Below are 26180 nucleotides of genomic sequence, written 5' to 3' on the forward strand. Positions count from 1 at the left end.
GTTCATCGCGGTAAACAGTTGGTAAACGCGGTGTTCCGGCCGGAAACAGAATAAGGGAACCAAAATAGGAAACGCCAACGCCGCCGCGAAGGTTCCACGGCGGCGTCAAAAATGTGGCAACAGTGCGATCAGGTGTTGAACTTGAACAGCATGACGTCGCCGTCGGCGACGACATATTCCTTGCCTTCGTCGCGCGCCTTGCCGAGCTCCTTGGCCTTCGCCTCGCCATAGGCGATGTAGTCTTCATAGGCGATGGTCTGGGCGCGGATGAAGCCGCGCTCAAAGTCGGTGTGGATGACGCCGGCCGCCTGCGGCGCCTTGGTGCCGTTGACGATCGTCCAGGCGCGGGTTTCTTTCGGGCCGACGGTGAAATAGGTGATCAAGCCGAGCAGCTCGTAGCCGGCGCGGATCAGCCGATCGAGGCCAGGCTCTTCAAGGCCGAGCGTTTCCAGAAATTCCTTCTGCTCGGCGTCGTCGAGCTGGGCGACTTCCGACTCGATGGCCGCCGAAATGACCACAGCCTTGGCGCCTAGCTTCTCCGCCATCTCGAACACGCGCGCCGACTGGCTGTTGCCGGTGGCCGCCGCCGCTTCCTCGACGTTGCAGACGTAAAGCACCGGCTTGGAGGTCAGCAGATTGAGGCCGGCGAAGGCACCTTCCGCGCCCTTGGGAATGCTGGCGGTGCGGGCCGGTCGGCCGTCGCGCAGCGCCTCGAGGGCGAGGTCCATCAGCTCGACCTGCTCCTTGATTTCCTTGTCGCCGCCCTGGGCGCGCTTGCGCAGCGGCACGACGCGCCGTTCAAGGCTGTCGAGATCGGACAGCATCAGCTCGGTTTCCACCGTCTCGGCGTCGCTCACCGGATCGATGCGCCCCTCGACGTGGGTGATGTCGGTGTCCTCGAAACAGCGGAGCACGTGGACGATGGCATCCACCTCGCGGATGTTGCCGAGAAACTGGTTGCCGAGGCCCTCGCCCTTGGAAGCGCCGCGCACCAGGCCGGCAATGTCGACGAAGGTGATGCGCGTCGGCACGGCCTGCGCCGACTTGGCCTTCTCGCACAGAATGGCGAGGCGCGTGTCGGGGACGGCCACCTCGCCGGTGTTCGGCTCGATGGTGCAGAAAGGATAATTGGCCGCCTGGGCGGCCGCGGTCTTGGTGAGCGCGTTGAAGAGCGTGGACTTGCCGACGTTGGGCAGACCGACGATGCCGCACTTGAAACCCATGGTGATCAGGCTTTCGTCTGGAGCGAGGAATGATTGACCGAGGTGTTAGGGAAGCGTCCCGCCGGCCGTCAAGGGAATTATGTCCTGAAGGGGAGCGTCACCGCCGGTTCTTCTGGGCGAGCAGGCTCTTCAGGATGGCCGCCATGGCATTCTTTTCCGGCGGCTTCTCCGGTACCGGCTCGCCGGCCGGTGTTGTCTTGTCGGTGGCTGCGTCGGGCTTTGGCTTGCGTTCCGGCTTCGGCTCGGTGATGGCGTGGATGCGGTTGGCGAAGGTGGCGTCGGCGCCTTTCACCAGCTCGTCGGCGTTGTCGGCGATGGCGTCGAGCAGACGAACCAGCCAGTCGCGGTCGGCCTTGGCGAAGTCGGAGAGCACATGGTTATGGACGAGCGCCTTGTCGCCGGGGTGGCCGATGCCAAGCCGCATGCGACGGTAGGCGTCGGTGATCTGTGACGTGATGGAGCGCAGGCCGTTGTGGCCGCCGTGGCCGCCACCGACCTTCATCCGGAGCTTGCCGGGCGGCAGATCGAGTTCGTCATGGATGACGACGACGTCGGACGGGGCGAGCTTCAGGAAGCGAACGGCATCGCCGACCGAGCGGCCGCTCTCGTTCATGTAGGTCTGCGGCTTCATCAACAGCACGCGTTCGCCGCCGATGGTGCCTTCCGACACCTCGGCCTGGAAATTCTTCCGCCAGGGGGAAAACGGTGGCGCGTGTGGATGACGTCGGCCGCCATGAAGCCGATGTTGTGGCGGTTCGACGCATATTTGGCGCCCGGATTGCCAAGACCGACGAGGATGAGCACGCGCCTCTCCCGAAAAGATCAGGGGTTCCGATCTCGCGACCGGAACCCCGAATGTCAAGCACAGGCCGGTAAAAATCAGGCCTTGGGCGCCGGAGCCGCTTCGGCGGCGGGAGCCGCGGGAGCGGCGGTCTCTTCCGAGGTACCGGCAGCCGAGCCGACGATGGCGGCGACGGAGAAATCGTCGTGACCGATCAGCTTGGCACCTTCCGGCAGCGTCACGCCGGAGATGTGCACGGAATCGCCGATGTCGAGCGCGCTGATGTCGACCGTCAGGTGCTCGGGAATGTTGTTGGCGGAAACCAGCAGCGCCACTTCGTGGGCCGTGATGTTCAGCACACCACCACGCTTGATGCCGGCCGAATTTTCCTGGCCGACGAAGTGCACCGGCACGTCCACCGCCACCTTGGTGGTGTCGGACACGCGGATGAAGTCGACGTGGACGAGGGTGTCGGTCACCGGGTCGAGCTGGTAGTCGCGCGGCAGGACCCTGATCTCCTTGTCGTCTACCTTGAGGGTGACGACGTGGGTCATGAAGCCGCCGGCGTGCAGCTTGAGGAAGGTTTCCTTGGTATTCACCGCGATCGCCAGCGGCGGCTGCTTGTCGCCATAAACGACGGCGGGTGTCTTGCCTTCAAGGCGCAGGGCACGGGCGGACCCCTTTCCCACCCGGTCGCGCGGCGAGGCGATGAGCTCGTAGGTCTGAGCCATTTTCTCGTGCTTTCTATTCGGAGTACTGGCGGCGGCGGCCACGCGGCCGACACCGATCCGTCGCTCCCTCCAGGGGGGTCGGCGCGGATGCGGGCGCTATAGCGGAAACGGCAGGGGAAGGCAAGGGAATGCCGGGTTTTCTCGGGTCTACCCGTATTGTCGGGGAGCGACCAGTCTTAAGGAAAAGTGGAACCGACGAAGGGCGAGGATGGATTCCTTTCGCTACTTCCGGTTACAAACATCGCATTGTCGGTGTTGTCTTGCAACGGGGCCAATATGAAATCCTTTGCCGCCGCTTTGGCGTTTGCCTGCTTTTCCGCCGCCGCCTTGCCTGCCTTTGCCGGTGATCCGACGCCTGTGCCATCGGACAAGTTTCCCGGCTGGTTGACCATGACGAGGGAAACGGGAACCGTCTTTTTCTACTGCAGGGCGCCGAAGATCTGTGGCGAGGGATCGATCGTCAGCTTTCACTTTCATGATGCACCGGCCCCGACCAAAGCCGAGATCCGAGAGCAGCAGAAAGAACCTCGCTTGCCGATCACCTGCAAAAATGCCGGCAAATACGATACGTGCGAATATCCGAATGCGATCGACAAGAAGGGGCGGCCGACCCATTGGCGACCGATGCCGATTCCAGGGCTTACCGCCGATTTTTTCCATAGCGGCCATCTGTCCATGCATATGCCAGCTAGCAGCCGCACTCATTTTCTCATCACGCTTGCAAGTTCGGCTACCAGCTATCAGCAGGCCAAGAAGAACTATGCGATGTTCGAGGCATACTTGGGCAAAGCCATCGTGATGGCCGACCTTTCGCGGCGCTCTTCGCTCTGATCCGAAAAGCTGTCGGCATCGCGGAGCTCTCCGATCTGGAAATCCCGCTGAAAACGTTTAGGACAGCGGGGCCGGCCTGACGTGTCCGGCCAGACGGAGCGGAAGACGATGGCGGTCGACGACAAGGGCATGCGCGCGGAGATTCTTCGCGAACTTACCGAGAATATCCTGCCGTTCTGGCAGGGTCGCATGCGCGATCCCAAGGGCGGGTTTTTCGGTGCCGCCGACTGCGATGGTATCGTTGACAAAGGCGCGCCGCGCGCCTCGGTTGTCAATGCCCGCATCCTGTGGACCTTTGCCACGGCAACGCGCGTGCTTGGTGCAAACTATCGCGCCACCGCCGACTGGGCCTTCGAGTATCTCCGGACGCGCTTCGTCGATGGCGAGCACGGGGGCGTCTATTGGCTACTCGACGCCGAGGGACGGCCGCTTTCCGACCGCAAGCAGATCTACGCCCAGGCTTTCGCCATCTACGCCTTCGCCGAGTATGCCCGCGCCACTGGCAATCGCGACAGTCTCGGACTGGCGATCGATCTGTTCCGTTTGATCGAGAAGCACGCCGCCGACGGTAGGAGCGGTGGCTATATCGAGGCGCTGGATCGTGTCTGGCAACCGCTCGATGACATGCGCCTGTCGACCAAGGACCTCAACAGTCCGAAGTCGATGAACACCCATCTCCACATCATGGAGGCCTACACCAATCTCCTGCGGATATGGCGCGATCCGTCGCTGGTGGCGCGGCAGGCCGAATTGATCGCCGTGACACTCGATCGCATCGTCGACGGCGGCCATTTCAAGCTGTTCTTCGACATGGACTGGCGTTCGCTGAACGACCACATCTCCTATGGTCACGACATCGAGGGCAGTTGGCTGCTGGTGGAAGCGGCCGAGGTGCTGGGCGATCCGGCGCTGATCGCCAGGGCGAGACAGGCGGCCATCCTGATGGCGAACCGGACGCTCATCGAGGGGCGGGACCGCGACGGCAGCCTTCATTATGAGGCACATGGCGATGGCCAACTGATCGATGCCCACAAGCATTGGTGGCCGCAGGCCGAGGCGCTGGTCGGCTTCCAGAACGCATTCGAGATGACCGGCAACCTAGCGTTCCGAGATGCGGTGCGCGATGTCTGGGCCTTCATCCGGGACAAGGTGGCCGACCGTGAACATGGCGAATGGCATGCCAAGCTGACGCCGGACGGCAGGCCCACCACGGCGGCCGAGGATGCCGACGCCTGTCTCGCCGGTCCGTGGAAATGCCCCTATCACAACGGCCGCGCCTGCTTCGAGATGCTGGAGCGGCTCGAGAAGTGAAATAGAAATGCCGTGGCCGCTTTCGCGTGCCACGGCACTGATTCCTTTGGGTAGCGGTGTCGCGCAAGCCCGCGCGACAGGCCTCGATCTCAGATGAACAGGCTCGACACCGACTGCTCGGCAGCGGTGCGCGAGATGGCCTCGCCGATCAGCGGAGCGATGGAGATCGACCGCAGCTTGGGGCTGGCTACGAAGTCCTCGGTCGGCTGGATGGAGTTGGTGAACACCATCTCCTTCAGCTTGGACGCGTCGATGCGGGCGATGGCGCCGCCGGTCAAGACGCCGTGCGTCGCGTAGGCGGTGACCGAGTTGGCACCCTTCAGGAGCAGCGCATCGGCGGCGTTGCACAGCGTACCGCCGGAATCGACGATGTCGTCGACCAGGATGCAATCGCGACCGTCGACGGCGCCGATGATGTTCATCACTTCGGACTCGCCAGGCCGCTCGCGGCGCTTGTCGACGATGGCCAGCGGCGCGTCGATGCGCTTGGCCAGCGCCCGGGCGCGCACCACGCCGCCGACGTCCGGCGACACGATCACCACGTTGTCGGTGGCGTAGCGTTCCTTGATGTCGCGCACGAACACCGGCGCGGCGAACAGGTTGTCGGTGGGAATGTCGAAGAAGCCCTGGATCTGGCCGGCATGCAGGTCGAGGGTGAGAACGCGGTCGACACCGGCGTTGGTGATCAGGTTGGCGACCAGCTTGGCCGAGATCGGTGTGCGGCCCTGCGAGCGACGGTCCTGCCGGGCGTAGCCGAAATAGGGCAGAACGGCGGTGATGCGCTTGGCCGAGGAGCGACGGAGCGCGTCGGTGATGATCAGCAGCTCCATCAGGTTGTCGTTGGCGGGATAGCTCGTCGACTGGAGAACGAAAGTGTCCTCGCCGCGTACGTTCTCGAGGATCTCGACGAAGATTTCCTGGTCGGCGAAGCGGCGGACCGAGGTTTTGCACAGTGGCCGCTCGAGATATTCCGAGACTTGCTCGGCCAGCTTCGGATTGGAGTTTCCAGCGACAAGTTTCATGAACGTCGACCTCGCTAAAAGACCTCGCCGCCTCCATGAGAACGGAAGCGGCGCCCGGACCGGCTGGCTGGTTTCGCGCGCCTTTTAGCAGCGCGATAGGGGCGCGTAAACACGCGATCTCGCGAATGCAGCCATGCTGCCCGAGTTTTGCGCTGGCTTATGAAGCTCCTGGTCCTCTAGCCCTAGACATTGGCTCGGGGATGGTATCGGACGGCTGCAAATGTCTGTGTGGGACCACTAGAGCGTGCCGGCTGGCGGCTTCGTCGTGCTGACGCCGGCCTGGGCCGCTGGGGCTCCGATCACCGATGGCTGCGGCAGACGGTTGATCCAGGCGTAAACGTCCTCGACGGTACGGGCGGCGACGGTGTCGAGCGTCGAGCCCCCCACGCTCTGCCACGGGTCTTCGCTGGTAGCACCGGTGATTTCGATCCCGGCGAAACGCAGCACGCGATTGCCGCTCTGGTCGAGAATGTCCCAGACATAGGTGACGTTGGTGCCGACGTCGCCGCCGACGGCCGACAGATAGCCCCAGACATGGTAGGTGGCGGTGGTGTCGGTGCGGCGGACGAGGTGCAGGTTGCGCGCCTGGGCGTACTTGGCGATCGCCTTGGCCAGGACGTCCTGCTTGTTGGTCGGCACGCCCTTGATCTGGTCGAAGGAGAAGGTGGCGACGGCGGCCGGCACGGCGGGCGCGGCCGGTTGCGTTGCCTCGGGCGGCGCCGGAACGGTCGGACCGGCGAGGACAGCGGCCGGCTTCGGCCGGACAGGCTCAGTCGACTGGCAGGCCGTAAGGACGGAGGCGAGGGAGATTGCCAGGATAGCTCCCGACAGCCGGAGTGATCCGGTCCGCTTCGTTCCGCTCAGAAAACCCATCCATCCGCCTCCCGGCAAATCACAGCCGCTTGCCGTTAGAGCATTTTTCGGCCCGCCTGAAAACCGTTTTCGCGTTGCCTATCCCTTGGTTGGAAGGTAACGGCCAAGGCAGGCGTCAGGGGCCTTCGAGCGCGATGGCCGCGAGGTGCCGGCCGTAGTCGGCCTCGCCGTTCAACGTCATGCGGCGATAGGAGAAGAAGCGCGCCTCGTCGCCATAGGTGCAAAGACCGAGATTGGTGGCGCGGATGCCGGCCCGCTCCAGCCGGAAGATGATGTAGTTGGGCAGGTCGAACATGGCGTGGCCCGCCCTCCTAGACGGCGTGAACCAGCGATCGATCTCTTCGCCGGCCTCACGAAAACGACCGACGAATTCCGGACCGACCTCGTAGGCGGTGGCGGAAATGGTCGGCCCGAGGCTGGCCATGATGTCGCCGCGCCGGCTGCCGAGCTTGACCATGGCGTCGATGGTCGCCTCGAGCACGCCGGTGAAGGCGCCCTTCCACCCGGCGTGGGCGGCGCCGACGACACGCGCCTCGGCGTCGGCGAACAGCACCGGCCCGCAGTCGGCGTGACTGGTGCCGAGCGCGATGCCGGGAACGCGGGTGACCAGGGCGTCGGCCTCCGGGTTGCTTTCGACGGCCCAGGGCTCGGTGACCACCACGACGTCGGGCGAATGCACCTGATAAAGCGTAACCAGCTTGTCGCGCCGGATGCCGATGGCGTCGGCGATGCGACCTCTGTTCTCGGTCACGTTGGCGCGGTCGTCCTTGGAGCCGTAACCGGTGTTGAGGCTGGCGTAGAGCCCGCCTGACACGCCGCCTTCGCGTGTGAACCAGCCGTGGCGGACGCCGGGGAGAGCCGAGAGGACGGGCGAACGGACGATCATCGATGGGTTCCGGAGAGAAAGCGTTTGCAGCAGTCTATGTCCCTCCAATGACGATGCAATCTCGACCATTTTCGGGCGGGCGTTGGGAAAGAGCGTGACATCCTGTCCGCCGTTTGAAAATCCGGCTCGGCGGACTTTCCCACAAGCTCCGTTCCGGCGCGTCATGAGCACCACTTATTGGCGGAGCGCGCCGCGCACCAGTCCGGCAATGGCCTGTCGATAGACGGCCTCGTCGCCGCCGCGATCGATCGCCAACGCGGCGCGGTCAAAGGCTGCTGACAACAGATCGGCTGTGGCGGCCAGCTCCTCTGGCGGACCATTTGGGGATGGGGCATTCGTCCGGGCCGCCTGCAACCCCTGCAACAGGGTTGCCGCTGCCGATGCCGCGTCCATGTCCCGCGCCTCCTTGACGCCGATGACGGCGGGCGCCTCGATCAGCAGCAGCCTAGTCCGGCCTTCCGCGCGCATGGCTGTGAGATAGGCGTCGCCTCCGGCGAGCAAGGCCTCCTCCGCGTCGGTGGTCTCGGCCGCCCCAGCCTCGATCGCCTCGGTGGCCGCCCGATATTCGGCGGCGATCACGGCGACGAACAGCGCGTGTTTGTCGTCGAACTGGTGGTAGAGCGCCCCCCGCGATACGCCCGCCGCCTCGGCTATGTCCGGGGTCGACGTTCCGGCATAGCCTTTCTCAACGAAGAGAGCGCGGGCGCGGGCGATCAACGCCGCTCGCGTGGTCTCGCTACGGTCTCGATTCGAACGTCTGATCTGTTGCATACATTCAGCCTGTATGTTATTTGCAATCTACAAACAGTCTGTTTGTATCTCGAAACCCTAGGGAGCGCCAGCCATGAAGATCACCAGCTTCTATCCGGTAATCATGACCTCCGACGTGTCCGGTACAGCAGACTTTTATATCCGGCATTTCCAGTTCGAACCGTTGTTCACGACGGATTGGTACGTCCATCTCCGCTCGATCAGCGATCCGAACGTCAACCTGGCGGTTCTCGAATCATCGCATGTGACGATCCCCGAATGCGGCCGGGGGCGTAGCGCGAGCGGCCTGCTTTTGAATTTCGAGGTGGAAGAGGTCGACGCAGCCTATGAAAGCGCCCGCGATAGCGGTCTGCCCATTGAATTGTCGCTTCGCGACGAGGATTTCGGCCAGCGGCATTTCATCACGCGCGACCCCAACGGCGTGTTGATCGACGTCGTCAAGCCCATTCCGCCCAGCGCCGAGTTTGCCGCGCTCTATGCATCCGAAGCGTTGCCGGGGGCATGAAAAGGCGGGCTGTCCTTCTGCGGACATCAGACCGACTAGAGTTTTTGGGACCGAGTCCTCGAGATCTGGGCTAAAATCCCGGCAGTTCCATGGGCGGGTGGGTCACCGCCATCGCCTTGAACAGCGTGCCCATTTCCTCGGGCCCGGCCAGTCTTTCGACGGCGGCGACGATATTCGTCTGGTCTTCGGCACTGCGGCCGGCGCCGAGCGCTCCGGCCCGTTGGGTAAGGCCCATGGCGAGCAGGTAGTCGCCTTGCATGACCGGCCCCAGCACCGCCGCCCCTTCAGCGGCGGCTGCCTGGGCTAGGCGGTGGAAGTCGACATGGGCGGTGAGGTCGCATTCGCCGGGCTCCCGCAGGGGATCGGCATAGTGATGGGCGCGCACCGCCTGCAGCGTTTCGCCGAAGCCGCTTTTCATGTGGCCGTAGTCGAAGATCAGAGCGGCGCCGCCGTGCTTGACGAGGCGATGGGCGAGGGTGGCGATAATCGCCTCGGCGGGACGGTTGATCTCCGCCACCGCGCCGATGGGCGCCTCGCTCGCGCCAAGCGGTAACAAGGCCAGATCGGGCGCGGCGGCGCCAATGCCGAAGGCGAGGTTGCCGTCGTCGTCGAGGCCGACGACGCGCTCGCGCCAGCCGCGTTCGCTGCGGACGAACTGGCGGATGGGCAGAGCGTCGAAGAATTCGTTGGCGACGACGATGAGCGGCCCGTCCGGCAGGTCGTCGACGCGGTCATGCCAGACGGGGCTGGCGAAGCCGGTCAGGCAAGCCGCCTGCCGGCGCCGCAGTTCCGGGCTGATTTCGACCAGATGCACCTCGGCGGCGCGGATGAAGCCAGGGTCGACGCGGCCGGCCCTGAGGAGGTCGGCCATCAGCGTGCCGCGGCCGGGGCCGAGTTCGGCCAGCGTCAGCCGCGTCGGCCGACCCAGCGCCTCGTAGGTGGCGACGCACCAGATGCCGATCAGCTCGCCGAACATCTGGCTGATTTCCGGCGCGGTGATGAAGTCGCCATCGATGCCGATGGCGGTGCGGGTGGTGTAATAGCCGTGCTCCGGATCGGACAGCACGAGGCTCATGTAGTCGGCGATCGAGATTGGACCGACGGCGGCGATCAGCCGGCGGAGCTTGTCTTCGAGGCCGGTCATGATGACGGTTCCGGTCGCCGCGTCCGTCCGCCAATCGCCAGGACCACCAGCACCAGGGCGGCGATCGCGGTGATCGCCGACAGCAGCATGCCCATGGTCAGGAAGCCGCCGGCCAGGAAGCCGACCTGTGGGTCGGGCTCGCGAACGGTTTCGACGAGGATGCGGGCGGCGGCATAGATCAGCCCGAAAATGCCGACGGCGAGGCCGGGTTTCCTAAGGATGCCGGTTTTCCAGATGAGCGGCGTCAGCACGGCGAAGATCAGCAGGCCCTCGAGGCCGGCTTCGTAGAGCTGGCTCGGATGGCGGGGCAGGCCGTCGGAATTGGGGAAGACGAAAGCCCAGGGCACGTCGGTAACGCGGCCGTAGAGTTCGCCGTTGACGAAATTGGCGAGGCGGCCGAGGAACAGGCCGACCGGAACGGCGGCCGCCGACAGGTCGAACACGGTGAGCACGTTAAGGCCGCGCCGGCGGGCAAACAGATATTGGGCGATGGCGGTGCCGATGAAGCCGCCGTGCACCGACATGCCGCCGTGCCAGATCTGCAGGATCTCCCAAGGGTTCTCGCTGTAGGCTTCAAAATTGTAGAACAGGATGTAGCCGACGCGGCCGCCCAGCACGACGCCCAGCGTCATCCAGACGAGAAGGTCGTCGATGTCGGTCGCCTTCGGTCGCTTGAGGCCGTTCCACAGCCGCTCGGTTTCCACCATGCGAATGATGTACCACCAGCCGAATATCAGGCCGGTGACATAGGCGAGCCCATACCAGCGGATGGAGACGGGGCCGAGTTCAACGAGGACGGGGCTGATCGGCGGGAAGGGCAGGGCGAAAAACGGCATCGTGGTCCTTCTGTCGGGTGGCGGCTGAACCCCGTCGAGCGAAAATCCCGCGAGCGAGGATTGATGGGCGTTCAGTCCGTCGTCAAGCCTGATGAGGGCGTAACTTGGGCAATTGCCGGATAAACCGGCTTTGTTCATCGCCGGACCCAGGGTTGTCCTGCATTTTATTCGCGGTGATGGAGCCGCTACCGGCTCTGGCATCATCTTCCGCTTGAAGCGGAGCGGGGGAGAGGCCAAATAGAGGCTCTGACCCGCCATCCGGGAGACAACGACCATGACCACCGGCCCCCAGGGACGCATCTACGACGAATTCGCCAAGCTGATGAACGACGCTGCCGGTCTCGCCCAGTCGGCGAGCCGTGAAGTGTCCTCCGCCTTCCGCTCGCAGGGCGAGCGTTTTGCCTCAGAACTCGACCTCGTCCGCCGCGAGGATCTCGAGACGGTGAAGGAAATTGCCACGCGCGCGCTGGCCGAAGTGGAGCGGCTTTCCGCCCGCGTCGCCGAGCTTGAGGCACGGCTTTCCCACAGCGAGGCCGAGGTCGTGAACACAGAAGGCTCGTAAGGGCTTCCGTTTTTGCGTCCTTCAGGCATATTCTGAAGTCAACGTGAGATTCGTGCGCCGACTGTCTTCGGTATGGGCGCATGTTGGGTTGCTGTATTCCGGGGCGGTTGCGACTGCTTCGGTGTTGTCGGTTGGCGGTTTGCCGCCACTGGCTAAAAGGTGTCGGCGTCGGCGCTTCCGCCATCAGGCGGGGCAAGGATGGTCGGCAACGGTATCGGCACACGCTGTTCCGCAGCGGCAACCCTGGAGGTCGACATGACCCTCATCGACGTGCATTCCGAGCGAACCGCCAATCCCGTGGACGAGATCGAACTCCTCGCGGCGCAGAACGACTGGACGTTCGAGCGCTCCGACGATGACGAGATCGCCATTTCGATTGCTGGTGACGACACGGATTACAATGTTGCCGTCAGTTGGCTCTCCGAGATGGAGGCACTGCATGTCGCCTGTGCCTTCGACATCAAGGTGCCGACGGCCCGCAGGAACGAGGTGACGAAGCTCCTGGCGCTGGTCAACGAACAGCTTTGGATCGGTCATTTCGATATCTGGCAGGCCGAGGGCGTGGTGATGTACCGCAACACGCTGCTGCTGGCCGGCCAGGCCGAGGCGACGTCCGAGCAGATGGAAGCGCTGATCGAAACGGCGGTCGACACCTGCGAACGGCATCGTCTCGCCTTCGATTTCGTGGTGCGTAGCGGCCGCAATGCCAAGGAAGCGCTCGATCTCGCGCTTTTGGAGACGGTTGGCGAGGCCTGACCCTTTCCTCCATTCGACCAACAAAGTCCCGGTAGAGTTCCTGCCGGGACTTTGCTTTTTGATGATACTGCCGCCATCGGCTGACGCAGCCGTCGCTGATATGATGCCGCCATGATAGAGAGGCGCCCTTCCGCGAATCCCGTTGAGGCCATGACCGACGATCCCGAGTTCATTTCCGATACCGACGCCGATGACGCGCCCCCTGCCGAGCTGGAAACATCCGAACTCGAGGCGGTGGAGGAAGAGGGCGGCGAGATCGACCTGTCGACGGCGGAAACCCGGCGCGGCGTCGAGGTGGTGCAGGCGATGGTTCGCCTGTTGCCCAACAGTCCCGGCGTCTACCGCATGCTGTCGCCGACCGGCGACGTGCTCTACGTCGGCAAGGCCAAGAGCCTCAAGAAGCGGGTGACCAACTACACACGGCTCGGCCAACTGCCCACCCGCATCATCCGCATGGTGCAGGCGACGGGGGCGATGGAATTCGTCGTCACCAAGACCGAGACGGAAGCGCTGCTGCTCGAGGCCAACCTGATCAAGCAGCTCAGGCCGCGCTTCAATGTGCTCCTGCGCGACGACAAGAGCTTTCCCTACATCCTGATCACCGGTGACCACGTGGCGCCGCAATTGGTCAAGCATCGCGGCGCCCGGTCGCGCAAGGGCAGCTTCTTCGGCCCGTTCGCCTCGGCCTCGGCGGTGACGGCGACCATCAACGCCATGCAGAAGGCCTTCCTCATCCGCACCTGCTCGGACGGTGAGTTCGAGACGCGGACGCGGCCTTGCATGCTCTACCAGATCAAGCGCTGCTCGGCACCCTGCACCGGCGAGATCGACGCCGCCGGCTATGCCGAGCTGGTGGGCGAGGCGCAGGCCTTCCTGTCCGGCAAGAGCCGGCAGATCAAGGAGCATCTGGCCATCGAGATGAACACCGCCGCCGAGGCGCTGGATTTCGAACGGGCGGCCATCTGTCGCGATCGCCTCGCCGCGCTGTCCCACGTGCAGAGCCGGCAGGGCATCAATCCGCAGGGCATCGAGGAAGCCGACGTGTTCGCCGTCCATCAGGAGGGCGGGCAGACCTGCGTCGAGGTGTTCTTCTTCCGCACCGGCCAGAACTGGGGCAATCACGCCTTCTTCCCCAAGGCGGGCGTCGCCGAGGCCGGTGAGGCGCTGTCTTCGTTCATTGCCCAGTTCTACGACGACAAGCCATGTCCGTCATTGGTGCTGGTCAGCCATTCGTTCGAAGACATGGCGCTGATGACCGAGGCGCTCAGCGAGAAGGCTGGCCGCCGCGTCGAAGTCCTGCGGCCGCAGCGCGGCGAGAAGAAAGACGTGGTCGAGCAGGCGGTGCAGAACGCCCGCGAAGCGCTGGCCCGCCGCATGGCCGATACCTCAAGCCAGTTGAAGCTCCTGGAGGGCGTCGGCCGGGTGTTCGGCCTTGCCGAGACGCCCAAGCGGATCGAGATCTACGACAACGCTCACATCATGGGTTCCAACCCGGTGGGCGGCATGGTCGTCGCCGGTCCCGGCGGTTTTGTGAAGAACCAATACCGCAAGTTCAACATCCGCTCGACCGACATCACGCCCGGCGACGACTTCGGCATGATGCGCGAGGTGATGGAGCGGCGCTTCTCGCGCCTCGTCAAGGAGCACGGCAGCCGCGCCGAGGCGCCGCGCGATGAGGACGGCTTCGGGCCGTGGCCCGACCTGGTGCTGATCGACGGCGGCGCCGGCCAATTGTCGGCGGTGAAATCGATCATCGACGAACTGGGCATCACCGACGTGCCGCTGGTCGGTGTCGCAAAGGGGCCGGATCGCGACGCCGGCCGCGAACGCTTCTTCGTGCCCGGCCGCTCCGACTTCATGCTGCCGACCCGCGACCCGATCCTTTACTTCATCCAGCGGCTACGCGACGAGGCGCATCGCTTCGCCAACGGCAGCCATGCGACACGGCGCTCCAAGCAGATCTCCGAAGGCGGATTGCAGGAGATTCCCGGCGTTGGTCCGACGCGCAAGCGGGCGCTGCTCAACCACTTCGGCACGCTGAAGGAAATCGAGCGGGCGGCGCTCACCGATCTCGAGAAGGTGGCCGGCATTTCCGCCTCGACGGCCAAGGCCATCCACGACTTTTTCCGCAAGGGTTAGGAGGGCCGGCGAGGTCGGCGCCCCTCAGAGCAGGCTGGCGCCGACGTTGATGGCCAGTGCCATGATGGCGGTGTTGAAGAAGAAGGACAGCACCGAGTGGGCAAGAGCCACGCGGCGGATGCGCGGCGAGGCGATGGCGACATCGGCCGTCTGGGCGGCGACGCCGATGGTGAAGGAGAAATAGGCAAAGTCCCAGTAGCCGGGCTCGGCAAGGTGGTCGGGGAAGACGAGGCCGGGTTCGCTGCCTTCTCTGAGGTAATAGTCGTGGGCGTAGTGCTGGGTCATGATGGAATGCAGGAACAGCCAGCTGAGCATGATGGTGACGGCGGCGGCGGCCGGGCGCCAAAGGTGGATGACGTTTTCCAGCCGCGCCTGATGCAACTCGGCGCCGATGGCAACGAGGCTCGATACCGTCGCAGCCACCAACAGGAGGATGATCGTCCATTCCCCCTCGTCGTGCAGGGCAGCGCGGCGGCGCAGCTGGTGGACATCCGAGCGCATCATCATCGTCCATGTGGTGGACAGATAGAGCAGGACGCCGGCGTCCCAGCCGGCCAGCACACGGGTTTGCCACCGGAAGCCCTCGGGAAACAACAGGCCGACGGCGACCCCGACGACGATGCTGGTGATCAGGCGCGGCCGCACCCTGAGGGCGCGATATCCTCTGTGAAGGACGGAACGGCGTGACGTTGGGGTGGTCATGAGGCCTCGCGTGTCGATCGGTCACCGCAGCTTTATCCGGCGCACGAGCAGAAGCAATCGCCTTCGTGGGGGGGCGGACTGGCGATTGTTGTCTATTCAATGAACAGTCTGTTCTGGTAAAGGTGATATCGAATCTCATATTATTTGACCTGGATCACGGAGCCGATGGCAAGACCGGATCAGGCTGCGCTCAATTCTTCCGGATCAATGGAGATCGATCATGCCACTGCCGACCGATACCGACCGCGACCGCCTCATCATTCCGGCGCTTGGGCCGTTCTATGAAACAGTCGCCCAACCGCTGGCCTTCGTCGCCCTGCGTATCGCGGTGGGGTTGATGCTGGCCATCGAGGGTTGGCCCAAGATCATGGCGCCTCTGGCTCAGGTCGGGTTTGTCGAGGGCATTGGCTTTCATCCCGGCTGGCTGTGGTCGCCGGTGCTGGCTGGCCTGCAGTTCTTCGGCGGCATCCTGATCGCCGTTGGTCTGTTCACCCGGCCGGCGGCGCTGGCTAACGGCGTGATGCTGGCGATTACCTGGTGGTTCCATGTCGCCCATCCCTATGGCGACGCCTTCCTGACGGCCGCCGGCATCGACGCGCTGAACTCCGGGGCCGACCTGTTCACGCCGGAGGCGAAGGCTCGCCTTGTCGGGGGCGGAGCGGCCTTCCTGGCGCAGGTGCAGGAGAAGGCGGAACTGGCCTCGATGTTCTGGACCGGCGGCGTGTTCCTATTCGCAGCCTTCGGCGGCGGCTGGCTGTCGGTGGATCGTCGCCTGCGCAAAGTATTCTGAGTCTGGAAGGTCAGCCGGGGCGGTGAGCGTGTTCTCCGCCCTGGGTTTGCTGGATAAGAAACTGGCGCATCTCAGCCCGTTCTTCGATTGATACCCCGGTCAGATCGGCCAGCCAGATGCCGTCCGCCGCAAGGCGGATGGTGGCGAGCGCCAGGCTGCCGTCGGTGGCGCGATGCCGCTCCTGACGGGTCTTGACCCAGTCCGACCAAAGGCCCCTCAGCTGCGGGTCGGTCAGCAGCGATATCGACAGCGCCGCCCAGACGGCGCCGTTTGTCTCCGGCTCCATGTCGAAGACGGAGTCCAGATAGGCCCGCGTGTAGGCGCCGCGCGGGTCGGGGTCGGCGGCGATCCGCGCATCGAGCTGGCGGTCGAGCGCTTCCAGAAGATCGGCGAAAACGGCGCTGATCAACGCCTGCTTGCTGGGAAAATGATGCAGAAGGCCGCCCTTGGTGACCCCGGCCGCCTCAGCCACCGCCTGCACCGTGACGGCGGCGAGGCCATGCTCGACGGCCAGCTTCGCCGCGTGGTCCAACAGGGCGCGGTGGACGAGTTCCGGCTGCTTTTTGCGCCGATAGCCAGTTTCCGGATAGCTGGCTTCCATCTCAGTGAACCGTGCTGCGCGACATGGTGTTCAGCACGATGGCGCCCAGCACGATCAGGCTCATGCCGAACAGGGCCCAGGTGTCGAGCGCCTGGCGAAACACCAGGAAGCCGATGGCAGCGGTCAGTACGATGCCGACGCCGCTCCAGATCGCGTAGGCGATGGCAAGCGGAATGACCTTCAGGGCCTGCGACAGGAAGAAGAAGGCGGCGGCAAAGCAGATGGCCATCCCCAGGGTGGGCAAGGCCTTGGAAAACTGCTCGCTCTTCTGAAGCAGGGACGATCCCGTGACCTCCGAGACGATGGCAAGCGCAAGAAAGCCGTAAGCGGCCAGAGACGGGTTCATAAGTGGCTCCTGAAATCGACACGAAAGATACCGTATGGTCGGTTTCTTTTCAAGCGCAATGACGGGCTATTTATGGATCCAACTGGTTCTGGCGATGACATCACGCCACGGTGACCACCGAACGTTCACCAAAAACGCGTCGCGATCTTTCGGATTCGCTTTGCCCGCTTTAAGTCTTTGTTGGTGGGCCTGCCGTTGGAGCAAACCCGCCGCGCAGTTGCGTGTCATGTTTTGTCGGAGTTTCGGCCCGCTCCGACCCTTGCCCTCACCGGGGCATCGTGCAATGTCTTTGGTGGATCAACACATGTCGGCGCTATGAAATTCGTCTGGTCCCTGCCCAACATCCTCACCTATCTCCGCATCGTCGCCGTTCCGGCGGTGGTCGCCGCCTTCTACATTGAGGGTGACGCCGGGCGCTGGCTGGCCTTCGGTCTGTTCGCCGCGGCGTCGATCACCGACTATTTCGACGGCTATCTGGCTCGCCTGTGGAAACAGCAGTCGACGCTCGGCCGCATGCTCGACCCGATCGCCGACAAGCTCCTGGTGTCGGTTTGCCTGTTGGTGCTCACCTATTACGGCACCGTCGGCGGCTTCTCGCTGTGGGCGGCGGTGATCATCCTGATGCGCGAGATCTTCGTCTCCGGCCTCAGGGAATTCCTGGCCGATCTCAAGGTCAGCGTGCCGGTCAGCCGGCTTGCCAAGTGGAAGACGACACTGCAGCTGATCGCCATCGGCATCCTGCTGCTCGGACCGACCGGCGACAAGCTGGTCGACGGCATCACCGAACTGGGCCTTGCCATGCTGTGGACGGCGGCCATCGTCACGCTCTACACCGGCTATGATTACTTCCGCAGCGGCGTCGTCCATCTGATGGAGGCAGGCCATGAGCCGTGAGCCGGTGCTGATCCGCTATTTCGCCTGGGTGCGCGAGCGCATCGGTCTTTCCGAAGAGCGGCTGCTGCTGCCTGAGACCGTGATAACGGCCGGTGATCTGGTGCGCTGGCTATCGGAGCGTGGCGAGGCCTATGCCTTTGCCTTCGAGACGCCCGGCACCATCCGCGTCGCCGTCGATCAGTTGCATATCGAGCAGGACGAGCCGATCGGCGATGCCCGCGAGGTCGCCCTGTTCCCACCGATGACCGGCGGCTGATGGCCATGACAGCTGTGCCGCGCATCATCGTTCGCGTTGGCCCCGACGATTTCGACGTCGGCGCCGAGATCGAAGCGTTGCAGGCCGGCGACCCCGCCGTTGGCGCGGTGACGAGCTTCGTCGGCTATTGCCGCGACGAGGGCGGCCGTCTCGCGGCGCTCGAGCTTGAATATTATCCCGGCATGGCCGAGGCGGAGATCGGCCGCGTCGTGAAGGAGGCCGTCGCCCGCTGGCCACTCCTCGCCGTCACGGTGATCCACCGCGGTGGACGCATCAAGCCGGGCGAGCGCATCGTGCTGGTCGCCGTATCGTCCAGCCACCGCGCCGCCGCCTTTTCGGCCTGCGACTACGTGATGGATTTCCTCAAGACGCGCGCGCCCTTCTGGAAGAAGGAGCATCTGGCCGAAGGTGCCGACGGCGGCTGGGTGGAAGCCAAGATCGACGACGACGCCCGGGCCGACCGGTGGACGGCCGAGAAGGGTTAGGAACCCGTCTCGTTAGCCCCGCCGCCAGCCGCTCCCGTACTCGAGCCATGCGGATGTGTCGACAACGCGCTTCAGTAACGATCGTCGCGATCGCGGTAATCCTGGATATCCACGCCAGCCAACGTGCCGGCGAGGTCTTCGATCTTCGGCACGGGGACAAGAAGCACGCCAGACCCCTTGGGAATGAACGCGAATTCCTGCCCGGCTTTCCACTTCCTGGCGTCGCGGACCGCTTTGGGGATGGAAATCTGATACTTGGACGAAAGTTTGGCCGTAGTAGACATGGTGGCGCCGTCCTTCGATCGATGGCTCATCGGTAAGACAGTATCTCCGATCGTCGAGTTTCAGAAGATGCGCCTGATCTCGCCGATGAGCCTCATTCGGACCGAGGTCTTCCGCAAGCGTGGTCCTACTGCAGGACAGAGCAAGCAGCCGATACAGGGTGCTTCGTGTCTTGGTTCGACGCACCCGAAGCTCAGTCTCCCGCCCTTATGAGCTTGGCCGGATCGCCGAACTTACCGTCGCGATAATCGGCGTAGGCCTGTTTGATCTCCTCGAAGGTGTTCATGACGAAGGGGCCGTGGGCCACCAGCGGCGCGTCGGTCGGCACGGCGTGGCCGAACAGCAGCACGGCATCGTCGGCGGCACCGACGACGAAGCTGTCGTCGTCATTGGAAAGTTCGACGAGGTTCCACTTGTCGACCGCCGTGCCGGCCACATCGACCCGGCCGGAGACGACGTAGAGGAAAACGTGCCGTCCCTTCTCGACCTGCAACGCCGCCTTGGCGCCGGCTTTCAGCTCCACTGTCGACATGAACACGTCGGTCAGCGAGGCGATCGGGCCGGTCGCTCCGGCGAATTCGCCAGAAATCAAATTGAGCGTACCGTTGCCGGCGGCGATCGACAGGGCGGGGATGTCGGCCTTCTGGACGCCGATATAGCGCGGCTCGGTCATCTTCAGCGCTGGCGGCAGATTGACCCAGAGCTGCAGGATTTCAAGCGGGCCGCCATCGCGCTTGAAGTCTTCCGGCGACAGCTCGGCGTGGACGAGACCGGAGCCGGCGGTCATCCACTGGACGCCGCCCGCCTCGATGATGCTCTCATGGCCGCCGCTGTCGAGGTGCGACAGGCTGCCCTGGAGGATGAAGGTCACGGTCTCGAAGCCGCGATGGGGATGCGGGCCGAAGGGGAGGCCATGGTTGTTCGGTGCGTAGGTCTGCGGGCCGTGGTGATTGAGGAACAGGAACGGGTCGATCTGCTCGACGTCCGGTCCCGGTATAGGCCGGCGGGTGACGAGGTCGGCGATATCGTCGCGATGGGCGGGATGGACGGCGAGAACGCTACGCATGACAGGGCCTTCCGGGTGGTTACGCAGTTTCGCCTAATATAGGCCGCATTTCCGCCACGGCAACTCGCCGTCGTTCCGTCATCAGGATGAGTGTACCGGTTTGGCCTTCGGTGCCCGGATATCAGCGCTCTTCACTCGCAGATCCGCCGTCTGTCCAACCACCGTCACCTTGTCTACCCCGCGAAGCGTGACGAGGGCGGCGCTGAAGCTGCCGTGGCGGATGTCTTCGGGATCGTTCGGATGGGTAGCGCCGACGACGATCCGACTGGCGGCGACGGCGTCCGCCAATTCCGACACCCTGCGCGCCGCCGCGCCGGCGGTGGCGTCGATGATCTGGCCCTTCGCCGCGATGCCGGCCGCCATCAGCCGCTCTATGGCTAAGCCGACTATGGTGTCGGCGGTGGCGGCATCCTCAAGGTCGGCTTCCTCTTCATCGACCACTTCGGCCATGCGGACGTGGGCGACCAGCACTAGACGCCCTTCGGCGCGGGCGAGGGCGGCGGCGCGGTCGAGTACGCCGGCGTCACTCAGGCTGCCGTCGACGGCGACGAGCAGCGGCGAGACGAGGGAAGTTGCCGCCTCGGCGGTCGGCCGCACCAGATGGCGGCGGCGCAGGTAGAAGGTGAGCGGCGCGGCCAATGCCGCGGCGGCCGCGACGGAGAAGGCGACCTCGACGCCGCAGAATTCGGCGATCTTCGGCACGGCATAGGGGGCGATGACGCCAGCGAACCAGCGCAGGAAGTTGTAGCCGGCGGAGGCGACAGGCCGGGGCGAGTCGGAGATTTCCAGCGCCAGTTCGGTGAACAGCGTGTTGCAGATGCCCATCACCGCGCCCGACAGCATGACGCAGGCGGCGACGACGCCCTTGGGCGCAAAACCCATGACGACGAGCAGGACGGCCATCAGCGTCAGGCAGACGGTGGTGACCGGGATCAGCCCGAAGCGCGCTTCGACGCGCGGCGCCACGAACACCGAGAAGATGGCGAGCAGCACGCCCCAGCCGAAGAAGATGCCGCCGACCTGCATTGCCGACATGTCGAGCACGAAGGGAGCAAAGGCCAGCACGGTGAAGAAGGCGAAATAGTAGAAAAAGGCGCCGATGGCCACCGTGAGCAGGCCGGGATGACCCAGTGCCCTGATAGGGGCGGTGAGGCTGGTCTTGACGGCCGGACGAGGCAGGTGCGGCAGGAACAGCGCGATGGCGATCAGGCCGACGGCCATCAGTGTTGCCGTGCCGAAGAACGGCCAGCGCCAGGAGTAGCTGCCGAGCAGGGCGCCGAGCAGCGGACCGCCCGACAGGCCGAGGCCCATCGCCGCCTCATAGAGCAACACGGCGCGGCCGGTGCCGCCGGCCGTCACCGCCACCAGCACGGAGAGGGCGGTGACGACGAAGAAGGCGTTGCCGAGGCCCCAGCCGCCGCGGAGCAACACCAGTTCGGTGACCGAGGTGGAGTTGCCGGCCAGCGCCGCGAAGACGACGATCAGCGCCGCGCCGACCAACATGGTCGTCCGGCTGCCCAGCCGGCTCGACACGAAACCGGTGACCAGCATCATCACCGACGTCACGAAGAAATAGCTGGTGAACAGCAGCGACACCTCGGCCGGTCCGGCGTTCAGCCCCTTGGCGATCGACGTCAGGATGGGATCGACGAGGCCGATCGACATGAAGCCGACGGTGCAGGCGAAGATGGTGGCCCATACGGCTTTCGGCTGATCGAAGAAGCCTGTGGCCGGCGCGGGCGACGCGGTAGAGTGAGACATGGAAAGCTCCTGCCGTCGCGCGGAGGGGCGCGGCAATTTCGTGTATGATACACAAATAATGGTGTATGATACACCTAAGTAGAGGAAAAACGTCATGGCAGACCTGCCGGAGGAGGCGATCTCGCGCCTCGAGCCCGAGCTGGCGTTCCTGGTCAGGCGGCTGGAAATGAACTATCGCAAGCGCGGCTACCCGATGGAGCGCGCCCACTATCTGCTGCTCGGTCGTCTCGAAGAGGGCGAGAAGAGCACCGGCGAGATCGCCGAGGCGCTCGGCCTCGACCACTCGACCGTGGTGCGTCAGGTGGCGGCGGTCGAGGAACTGGGCTTCGCCGATCGCCGGCCAAATCCTAGGGATCGGCGTTCGGTGCTGGTCGGCCTGACACCGTCCGGCGCGGCGTCGGTGGCGGACATGCGCGCGGCGCGCCAAGGGCGGCTCGGCCGCATCCTCGCCGACTGGAACGAGACCGAACGGGAAGCGTTCGCCGGCCTGCTCAAGCGGTTCAACGCCGCGCTGCTCGAAGCCGATCGTGCCGAGAGCATGATCGGTTGACGAGGCGGGCAACGGCTTGCCTGGATAAGAAACCGAGCCAGCGTGTGTTTTCCCGGACGACCTATGGCCTGACGGCCGGCGCTGGGCGGAATTTGCTCCTCACGGGCCGTCATAGCGCGACAGGTCGATGTCCATCGCACGCGCGAAATCGGCAGTGATCAGGTCGATTTCTTCTTTGCTTGCCCCATCGAGCGGCGTCGGCCGGCTGGGATCGGCAGCGGCGAGATGGAGGAATTCCATGCCGTCGCCGCGTCTGTCGGCCAGGGCATGCAGCAATATCAAGCTACGCCGCACATGATAGGTGCTCGACACCAGCGCGACACGATGAGCGCCGATCCGCCGCAGGATCGGCAGCGAATAGGCGGCATTTTCCAGCGTGTCCGTAGCCTGCTCCTCAAGATGCAGCCGGGCGGCCGGCAAGCCTCTGGCAATCAACCAATTCGCCATGGCGTCGGCTTCGCTACGGACCGTTCCGAGCTTGCCGCCCGTCAGCACCAACGGCGCCTTTGCACTTGCCTCGGCCAGCGCGCGCGCCGCTTCCAGCCGGGCGACGAGCCGGGGCTTTAGGCCGCCGTCATCTTCAAGCTGATGACCGAGAACAAGAATGGCATCAAGGCTTTCAAGACCGGCATTAGGGATCGGCGATCCCGGGCGGAATTCGCTGAGGGAAAGCGACAAAAGCCGGTCGAAATAGGCGGTACGGGTCATGGCTGGGCCTTGGAACGGAGCGTGGTGCGAAGACGCCTGGGGATAGCGCTGTCTGCCTTTTGTCAGGTCAGGCGAACAATTGAATGACGACCGTTATTGAAACGTCGTGCGCGTGAATTAGTAAACGCTCTTGACAATTAGTCTCGCTGTTCGGTGATAACAGTCAAGGGAGAGAAAAATTGCTTAGGCACATAAATATAATTGGGTTATCCGTGGTTTTTTCGGCCGGTGCATTGATTGGAGCACACGCGGAAACCAAGCCTGTTGGCGCCGATACGTTCAACCTGCTGCACCTAGATTTCGATGCAACTAAACTAACGCGCGAAAACTTCTACGAAATGCTGGCGCCGATCGCCAAGCAGGAGGGCGAGGTCAACCTCTACTCCTTCGCCGCCAGCTTCCCCGCCTTCTGGAACGAGGCCGTCATTCCGGGCTTTGAGAAGAAATACGGTGTCCACGTCAATTTTTACGACGTGAAGGAAGACGTTGCCAAGCAGCAGCTGATCGCCGTTCACGAGGCCGGTCAGGATTCCCCGGCCGACGCCTATTTCGCCCCCGGCCCGACGCCGGCCGAGACGCGCAGCACGCCGATCATCGCCAATCTGCCCTTGGCCGACATCCTGCCGGAAGCCACCAAATACGACAGCTATCTGCTGCACAACTCTTTTGGCTTTGCCCACGGCGGCACGTTCATGCCGTTGCACCGCGACCAGACTGGCCTCGGCTACAATAGCGCTCTCGTCAAGGCCGAAGACGTTCCCACCGACTTCCCCTCGCTGCTCGCCTATGCCAAGGCCAATCCGAAAAAGGTCGCCGTCACTTCGCCGCTCAAGGGCGGTTCGGGTGAAAACTTCCTCTATAGCCTGGCCCAGACCATGCTGACCGGCGATTGCCACGACAAGCTGTCCAGCGATTTCGGTTGGGACGATGACGCGGCCCACGAGTGGGTGGCCAAGAGCGGCTGCTTCAAGCCGGTGTGGGATTATCTGATCGAACTGACGCCGCTGGTCGAGGTCACCAACGGCAATGCCGACACGCAGAACCTGATCGGCAACAACGCCGCGACGATCGGTACGGTCTGGGAAGACTACGCCTATACCTTCGTGCAGGACAAGCAACTGCCGGAAAGCTACCGCATCACGCTGCTGGCCAACGGCCAGAATGGCGGTGGCGACGGCATCTTCGTGCCGCGTAACGCCAAGCATGTGGCCGCCGCCTTGCTGCTGATCGACTACGCCATGGGGTATGACCCGCAGCTGTGGAAGATGAAGCACATGGCGTCGCGCACGGCCCGCACCGACATCGCCATCACCGACGCGATCGACGCCCACAATGCCCAGTTCCTGGTGCCGGAACCGACCTATCGCAAATACGCGATCGGCTATCCGACCGTTCCGGTCATGACGGCGATCCGCGACGGTTATGTCGAGCAGGTCCTGTCGAAGTTCTGAGCATCGCACATAGGGAAAGGTGGGCATGATGGCGCATCTTGAAGTCCACGGGCTAAGCAAGTCGTTCGGCAAGACCGTCGCGCTTCATCCCACCGATCTCCTCGTCGAGCAGGGGGAGTTCATCACCCTGCTCGGCCCCTCGGGCTGCGGCAAGTCGACCTTTTTGCGCATGCTGATGGGCATCACTCTGCCGACACAAGGCGAAATCCGCCTGTCGGGCCGGCGTATCGACCGCGATCCGCCGGAGCGGCGCGACATTTCCATGGTGTTCCAATCCTACGCGCTGTTTCCGCACCTCACCGTGCTCGGCAATCTCAAGTTCGGACTGCGCATGAAGCGCATTGCCCGGCACGAGCAGCAGCAGCGCATCGACCACGCTGTCCGCATCTGCAATCTCGGCGCCTATCTCAACCGCAGCCCGAAAGAGCTGTCGGGAGGCCAGCAGCAGCGCGTTGCGCTGGCTCGCGCCATCGTCATGCAGCCGGAACTGCTGCTGTTCGACGAACCCCTCTCCAATCTGGATGCCAAATTGCGGGAGACATTGCGCGAGGAGTTGCTCGATCTGCACCAGCGTATCGGCACCACCAGCCTCTACGTCACCCATGACCAGGACGAGGCGATGGCCATGTCCGATCGGATCGTCGTCGTCAACGATGGCCGGGTCGTCGAGATCGGAACGCCAACCGAGCTATATCTCTCCCCCAAGACCTTGTTCACCGCCCGCTTTCTCGGCAACACCTCGATCGTCAGGGCGCAGTCGTCGGGCCATGAGGTTCGCTTGCCATGGGGCCAGGTCATCAGGAGCGACCGCTCGGTCGAAGGCGACGTCGACCTGTCGATCCGACCCGAGGATTTTTCCGCCAAGCCGTCCGAACAGGGACCGGCAACGGTGGTCGGCGCTCAGTTTCTCGGGGCGTCCATCCGCTATCGCCTGGCGGTCGGCGATCATCAGGTGATGGCCAGCGTCTCAGGACGCGACAGCGTGCTCGCCGCCGGCACGCGCGTCGAGCTCCTGCCGTTGGCACCGCTGCACGTTCTCGAAAACGGTGGTGCCTGATCGTGATCAAGGACAGACTTACCCTGCCGATCCTGCTCCTGCCGGGCGTAGGCTTTCTGCTGTTGATGTTCGGGTTGCCGCTGGTCACGGCCTTCCTTGGCTCGTTCGGAATTGGCATATCCGGGCCGAAAGGTGGATTTTCGCTGGCCGCCTATCACAAGATCTTCCACGATTCCCGCTATGTCGAGGGGCTGAGCACGACGCTTTATTACGGTCTTGCCCCGATCGTAGTCGATCTTCTGGTGTCCATTCCCCTGTCGCTGGCGCTGAGCCGTAGCTTCATCGGCCGCAAGCTTTTCAATGGCCTCTACAAGATCCCACTGGCCATCCCCAGCATCGTCATCGCCTTTGCCACGCTGACACTGTTCGAGCAGGGCGGCTTTCTGAGCCGCCTGCTGGTCCATGTCGGCCTCGATCTGCCGCGACTGGTCCGTGATCCCTGGGGCGTCGGCGTCATCACCGCCATCGCCTGGAAGGACATTCCCTTCATGACGCTGATCATCACCGGCAGCTTCGCGGCGGTGCCGACCGAGCTGATCCATGCCGCCCGGGCGCTTGGCGCCTCGCGGCTCAGGGCCTTCGTACTGGTCATGCTGCCGCTCGCCATGCCCGGCATCACCGCCGCCATCTTGCTGGCCTTCATACGCTCGATCGGCTCCTTCGTGCTGCCGGATGTGCTCGCCGCGTCGTTCCCGCTGCCGCTGTCCGTACTGATGTACCAGGCGTTCCGCGAATCGAACTGGCCGCTGGTCTATGCGATCGGCTCGGTGCTGATGGCCGCCTCGCTGATGGTGCTGATCGCCTACTACCTGCTGACCGATCGGCTTGCCGCCGGTCGGGCCACGGCCCGGAGTTGATGA

29 protein-coding genes and 1 pseudogene are annotated in these 26180 nt (G+C 64.1%); 14 read left to right on the forward strand and 16 right to left on the reverse strand.

All coding sequences use genetic code 11. From position 1 onward, the window contains the following. Positions 1 to 128: 128 nt before the first annotated feature. From ychF to AB6N07_RS06025, 3 genes and pseudogenes are all read right to left on the reverse strand, one after another. Positions 129 to 1223: a redox-regulated ATPase YchF gene (ychF, locus tag AB6N07_RS06015; RefSeq protein WP_370676900.1), complete on the reverse strand. Its 1095-nt coding sequence runs from the start codon at positions 1221 to 1223 to the stop codon at positions 129 to 131. Between the two features lie 97 nt (positions 1224 to 1320). Further along, positions 1321 to 2027 (reverse strand): annotated as a pseudogene (gene pth / locus AB6N07_RS06020) (aminoacyl-tRNA hydrolase). A gap of 75 nt (positions 2028 to 2102) precedes the next feature. Beyond that, complete coding sequence (locus AB6N07_RS06025) at positions 2103 to 2735, reverse strand: 50S ribosomal protein L25/general stress protein Ctc (protein WP_370676901.1); 633 nt, start codon at positions 2733 to 2735, stop codon at positions 2103 to 2105. Between the two features lie 276 nt (positions 2736 to 3011). Between AB6N07_RS06025 and AB6N07_RS06030 the strand changes: the two genes are divergently transcribed. Beyond that, positions 3012 to 3566 carry a hypothetical protein gene (locus AB6N07_RS06030; protein ID WP_370676902.1) on the forward strand — a complete coding sequence of 185 codons (555 nt, stop codon included), beginning with the start codon at positions 3012 to 3014 and terminating at the stop codon, positions 3564 to 3566. 108 nt (positions 3567 to 3674) lie between these two features. Continuing rightward, positions 3675 to 4877: an AGE family epimerase/isomerase gene (locus tag AB6N07_RS06035; protein ID WP_370676903.1), complete on the forward strand. Its 1203-nt coding sequence runs from the start codon at positions 3675 to 3677 to the stop codon at positions 4875 to 4877. Between the two features lie 89 nt (positions 4878 to 4966). Here AB6N07_RS06035 and AB6N07_RS06040 read toward each other — a convergent pair whose 3' ends face one another. The 4 genes from AB6N07_RS06040 to AB6N07_RS06055 form a co-directional block, all read right to left on the reverse strand. After that, on the reverse strand, positions 4967 to 5899 hold the full coding sequence (locus AB6N07_RS06040; protein WP_370676904.1) for a ribose-phosphate pyrophosphokinase: 933 nt from the start codon (positions 5897 to 5899) through the stop codon (positions 4967 to 4969). A gap of 237 nt (positions 5900 to 6136) precedes the next feature. Beyond that, positions 6137 to 6772 carry a hypothetical protein gene (locus tag AB6N07_RS06045; RefSeq protein WP_370676905.1) on the reverse strand — a complete coding sequence of 212 codons (636 nt, stop codon included), beginning with the start codon at positions 6770 to 6772 and terminating at the stop codon, positions 6137 to 6139. 115 nt (positions 6773 to 6887) lie between these two features. Next, the gene (gene pgeF, locus AB6N07_RS06050) at positions 6888 to 7658 is read right to left on the reverse strand and encodes a peptidoglycan editing factor PgeF (RefSeq protein WP_370676906.1); all 771 of its coding nucleotides are present in this window, start codon (positions 7656 to 7658) and stop codon (positions 6888 to 6890) included. Between the two features lie 174 nt (positions 7659 to 7832). Next, positions 7833 to 8429: a TetR/AcrR family transcriptional regulator gene (locus AB6N07_RS06055; protein WP_370676907.1), complete on the reverse strand. Its 597-nt coding sequence runs from the start codon at positions 8427 to 8429 to the stop codon at positions 7833 to 7835. Positions 8430 to 8502: 73 nt separating this feature from the next. Between AB6N07_RS06055 and AB6N07_RS06060 the strand changes: the two genes are divergently transcribed. Further along, positions 8503 to 8934, forward strand: coding sequence for a VOC family protein (locus tag AB6N07_RS06060; protein ID WP_370676908.1), 432 nt, complete (start codon positions 8503 to 8505; stop codon positions 8932 to 8934). 70 nt (positions 8935 to 9004) lie between these two features. Here AB6N07_RS06060 and AB6N07_RS06065 read toward each other — a convergent pair whose 3' ends face one another. Both AB6N07_RS06065 and lgt read right to left on the reverse strand, forming a co-directional pair. Continuing rightward, positions 9005 to 10078, reverse strand: coding sequence for a class I SAM-dependent methyltransferase (locus AB6N07_RS06065; protein ID WP_370676909.1), 1074 nt, complete (start codon positions 10076 to 10078; stop codon positions 9005 to 9007). Further along, entirely contained in the window at positions 10075 to 10914 is an 840-nt protein-coding gene (gene lgt / locus AB6N07_RS06070) for a prolipoprotein diacylglyceryl transferase (protein ID WP_370676910.1), read from the reverse strand. Before lgt ends, AB6N07_RS06065 begins: the two co-directional genes overlap by 4 nt. Positions 10915 to 11188: 274 nt before the next feature. On the opposite strand from lgt, the gene AB6N07_RS06075 reads away from it, so the two are divergent. The 3 genes from AB6N07_RS06075 to uvrC all read left to right on the forward strand — a co-directional run bounded on the left by AB6N07_RS06075 (position 11189) and on the right by uvrC (position 14371). Continuing rightward, the gene (locus AB6N07_RS06075) at positions 11189 to 11476 is read left to right on the forward strand and encodes an accessory factor UbiK family protein (protein ID WP_370676911.1); all 288 of its coding nucleotides are present in this window, start codon (positions 11189 to 11191) and stop codon (positions 11474 to 11476) included. Between the two features lie 255 nt (positions 11477 to 11731). Further along, entirely contained in the window at positions 11732 to 12232 is a 501-nt protein-coding gene (locus AB6N07_RS06080; RefSeq protein ID WP_370676912.1) for a YbjN domain-containing protein, read from the forward strand. A gap of 111 nt (positions 12233 to 12343) precedes the next feature. Next, on the forward strand, positions 12344 to 14371 hold the full coding sequence (gene uvrC / locus AB6N07_RS06085) for an excinuclease ABC subunit UvrC (protein WP_370676913.1): 2028 nt from the start codon (positions 12344 to 12346) through the stop codon (positions 14369 to 14371). A gap of 24 nt (positions 14372 to 14395) precedes the next feature. On the opposite strand, the gene AB6N07_RS06090 is transcribed toward uvrC, so the two are convergent. Then, positions 14396 to 15073 (reverse strand): DUF1345 domain-containing protein, encoded by a 678-nt coding sequence (locus tag AB6N07_RS06090; protein WP_370676914.1) that lies wholly within the window; start codon positions 15071 to 15073, stop codon positions 14396 to 14398. 220 nt (positions 15074 to 15293) lie between these two features. Between AB6N07_RS06090 and AB6N07_RS06095 the strand changes: the two genes are divergently transcribed. After that, the gene (locus tag AB6N07_RS06095; RefSeq protein ID WP_370676915.1) at positions 15294 to 15863 is read left to right on the forward strand and encodes a DoxX family protein; all 570 of its coding nucleotides are present in this window, start codon (positions 15294 to 15296) and stop codon (positions 15861 to 15863) included. 10 nt (positions 15864 to 15873) lie between these two features. Here the strand turns inward: AB6N07_RS06095 and AB6N07_RS06100 are convergent, their stop codons facing one another. Beyond that, complete coding sequence (locus AB6N07_RS06100) at positions 15874 to 16464, reverse strand: TetR/AcrR family transcriptional regulator (protein ID WP_370676916.1); 591 nt, start codon at positions 16462 to 16464, stop codon at positions 15874 to 15876. Position 16465: 1 nt separating this feature from the next. Further along, on the reverse strand, positions 16466 to 16810 hold the full coding sequence (locus AB6N07_RS06105; RefSeq protein WP_370676917.1) for a multidrug efflux SMR transporter: 345 nt from the start codon (positions 16808 to 16810) through the stop codon (positions 16466 to 16468). Between the two features lie 315 nt (positions 16811 to 17125). On the opposite strand from AB6N07_RS06105, the gene pgsA reads away from it, so the two are divergent. From pgsA to AB6N07_RS06120, 3 genes are read left to right on the forward strand one after another with little or no spacing between them, the layout of a single operon-like run. After that, positions 17126 to 17704, forward strand: a complete 579-nt coding sequence (gene pgsA / locus AB6N07_RS06110; protein WP_370676918.1) for a CDP-diacylglycerol--glycerol-3-phosphate 3-phosphatidyltransferase — start codon at positions 17126 to 17128, stop codon at positions 17702 to 17704. A 4-nt stretch (positions 17705 to 17708) separates the two neighbouring features. Continuing rightward, positions 17709 to 17960, forward strand: coding sequence for a molybdopterin converting factor subunit 1 (gene moaD / locus AB6N07_RS06115; protein WP_370678194.1), 252 nt, complete (start codon positions 17709 to 17711; stop codon positions 17958 to 17960). A 5-nt stretch (positions 17961 to 17965) separates the two neighbouring features. Beyond that, the gene (locus AB6N07_RS06120; RefSeq protein WP_370678195.1) at positions 17966 to 18445 is read left to right on the forward strand and encodes a molybdenum cofactor biosynthesis protein MoaE; all 480 of its coding nucleotides are present in this window, start codon (positions 17966 to 17968) and stop codon (positions 18443 to 18445) included. A 71-nt stretch (positions 18446 to 18516) separates the two neighbouring features. Here AB6N07_RS06120 and AB6N07_RS06125 read toward each other — a convergent pair whose 3' ends face one another. The 3 genes from AB6N07_RS06125 to AB6N07_RS06135 form a co-directional block, all read right to left on the reverse strand. Next, the gene (locus AB6N07_RS06125) at positions 18517 to 18729 is read right to left on the reverse strand and encodes an AbrB/MazE/SpoVT family DNA-binding domain-containing protein (RefSeq protein WP_370676919.1); all 213 of its coding nucleotides are present in this window, start codon (positions 18727 to 18729) and stop codon (positions 18517 to 18519) included. Positions 18730 to 18920: 191 nt separating this feature from the next. After that, on the reverse strand, positions 18921 to 19793 hold the full coding sequence (locus tag AB6N07_RS06130) for a pirin family protein (protein ID WP_370676920.1): 873 nt from the start codon (positions 19791 to 19793) through the stop codon (positions 18921 to 18923). Positions 19794 to 19874: 81 nt separating this feature from the next. Next, positions 19875 to 21554 (reverse strand): MFS transporter, encoded by a 1680-nt coding sequence (locus AB6N07_RS06135; protein WP_370676921.1) that lies wholly within the window; start codon positions 21552 to 21554, stop codon positions 19875 to 19877. Positions 21555 to 21648: 94 nt separating this feature from the next. Between AB6N07_RS06135 and AB6N07_RS06140 the strand changes: the two genes are divergently transcribed. Next, entirely contained in the window at positions 21649 to 22104 is a 456-nt protein-coding gene (locus tag AB6N07_RS06140) for a MarR family winged helix-turn-helix transcriptional regulator (protein ID WP_370676922.1), read from the forward strand. Positions 22105 to 22203: 99 nt separating this feature from the next. Here AB6N07_RS06140 and AB6N07_RS06145 read toward each other — a convergent pair whose 3' ends face one another. After that, positions 22204 to 22812 carry a YdcF family protein gene (locus AB6N07_RS06145; RefSeq protein ID WP_370676923.1) on the reverse strand — a complete coding sequence of 203 codons (609 nt, stop codon included), beginning with the start codon at positions 22810 to 22812 and terminating at the stop codon, positions 22204 to 22206. A 212-nt stretch (positions 22813 to 23024) separates the two neighbouring features. Here AB6N07_RS06145 and AB6N07_RS06150 point away from each other — a divergent pair, with 212 nt between their 5' ends. Genes AB6N07_RS06150 through AB6N07_RS06160 form a run of 3 tightly spaced genes read left to right on the forward strand, consistent with a single transcriptional unit; the run spans position 23025 to position 26177 of the window. Further along, a complete protein-coding gene (locus tag AB6N07_RS06150) occupies positions 23025 to 24263 on the forward strand; it encodes an extracellular solute-binding protein (RefSeq protein WP_370676924.1) in 1239 nt (412 codons plus the stop codon). A gap of 25 nt (positions 24264 to 24288) precedes the next feature. After that, entirely contained in the window at positions 24289 to 25320 is a 1032-nt protein-coding gene (locus tag AB6N07_RS06155) for an ABC transporter ATP-binding protein (RefSeq protein WP_370676925.1), read from the forward strand. A gap of 2 nt (positions 25321 to 25322) precedes the next feature. Continuing rightward, complete coding sequence (locus tag AB6N07_RS06160; protein WP_370676926.1) at positions 25323 to 26177, forward strand: ABC transporter permease; 855 nt, start codon at positions 25323 to 25325, stop codon at positions 26175 to 26177. Positions 26178 to 26180 lie beyond the last annotated feature (3 nt).

The organism is Pleomorphomonas sp. PLEO, from assembly GCF_041320595.1.
In the GTDB taxonomy this organism is placed as follows: domain Bacteria; phylum Pseudomonadota; class Alphaproteobacteria; order Rhizobiales; family Pleomorphomonadaceae; genus Pleomorphomonas.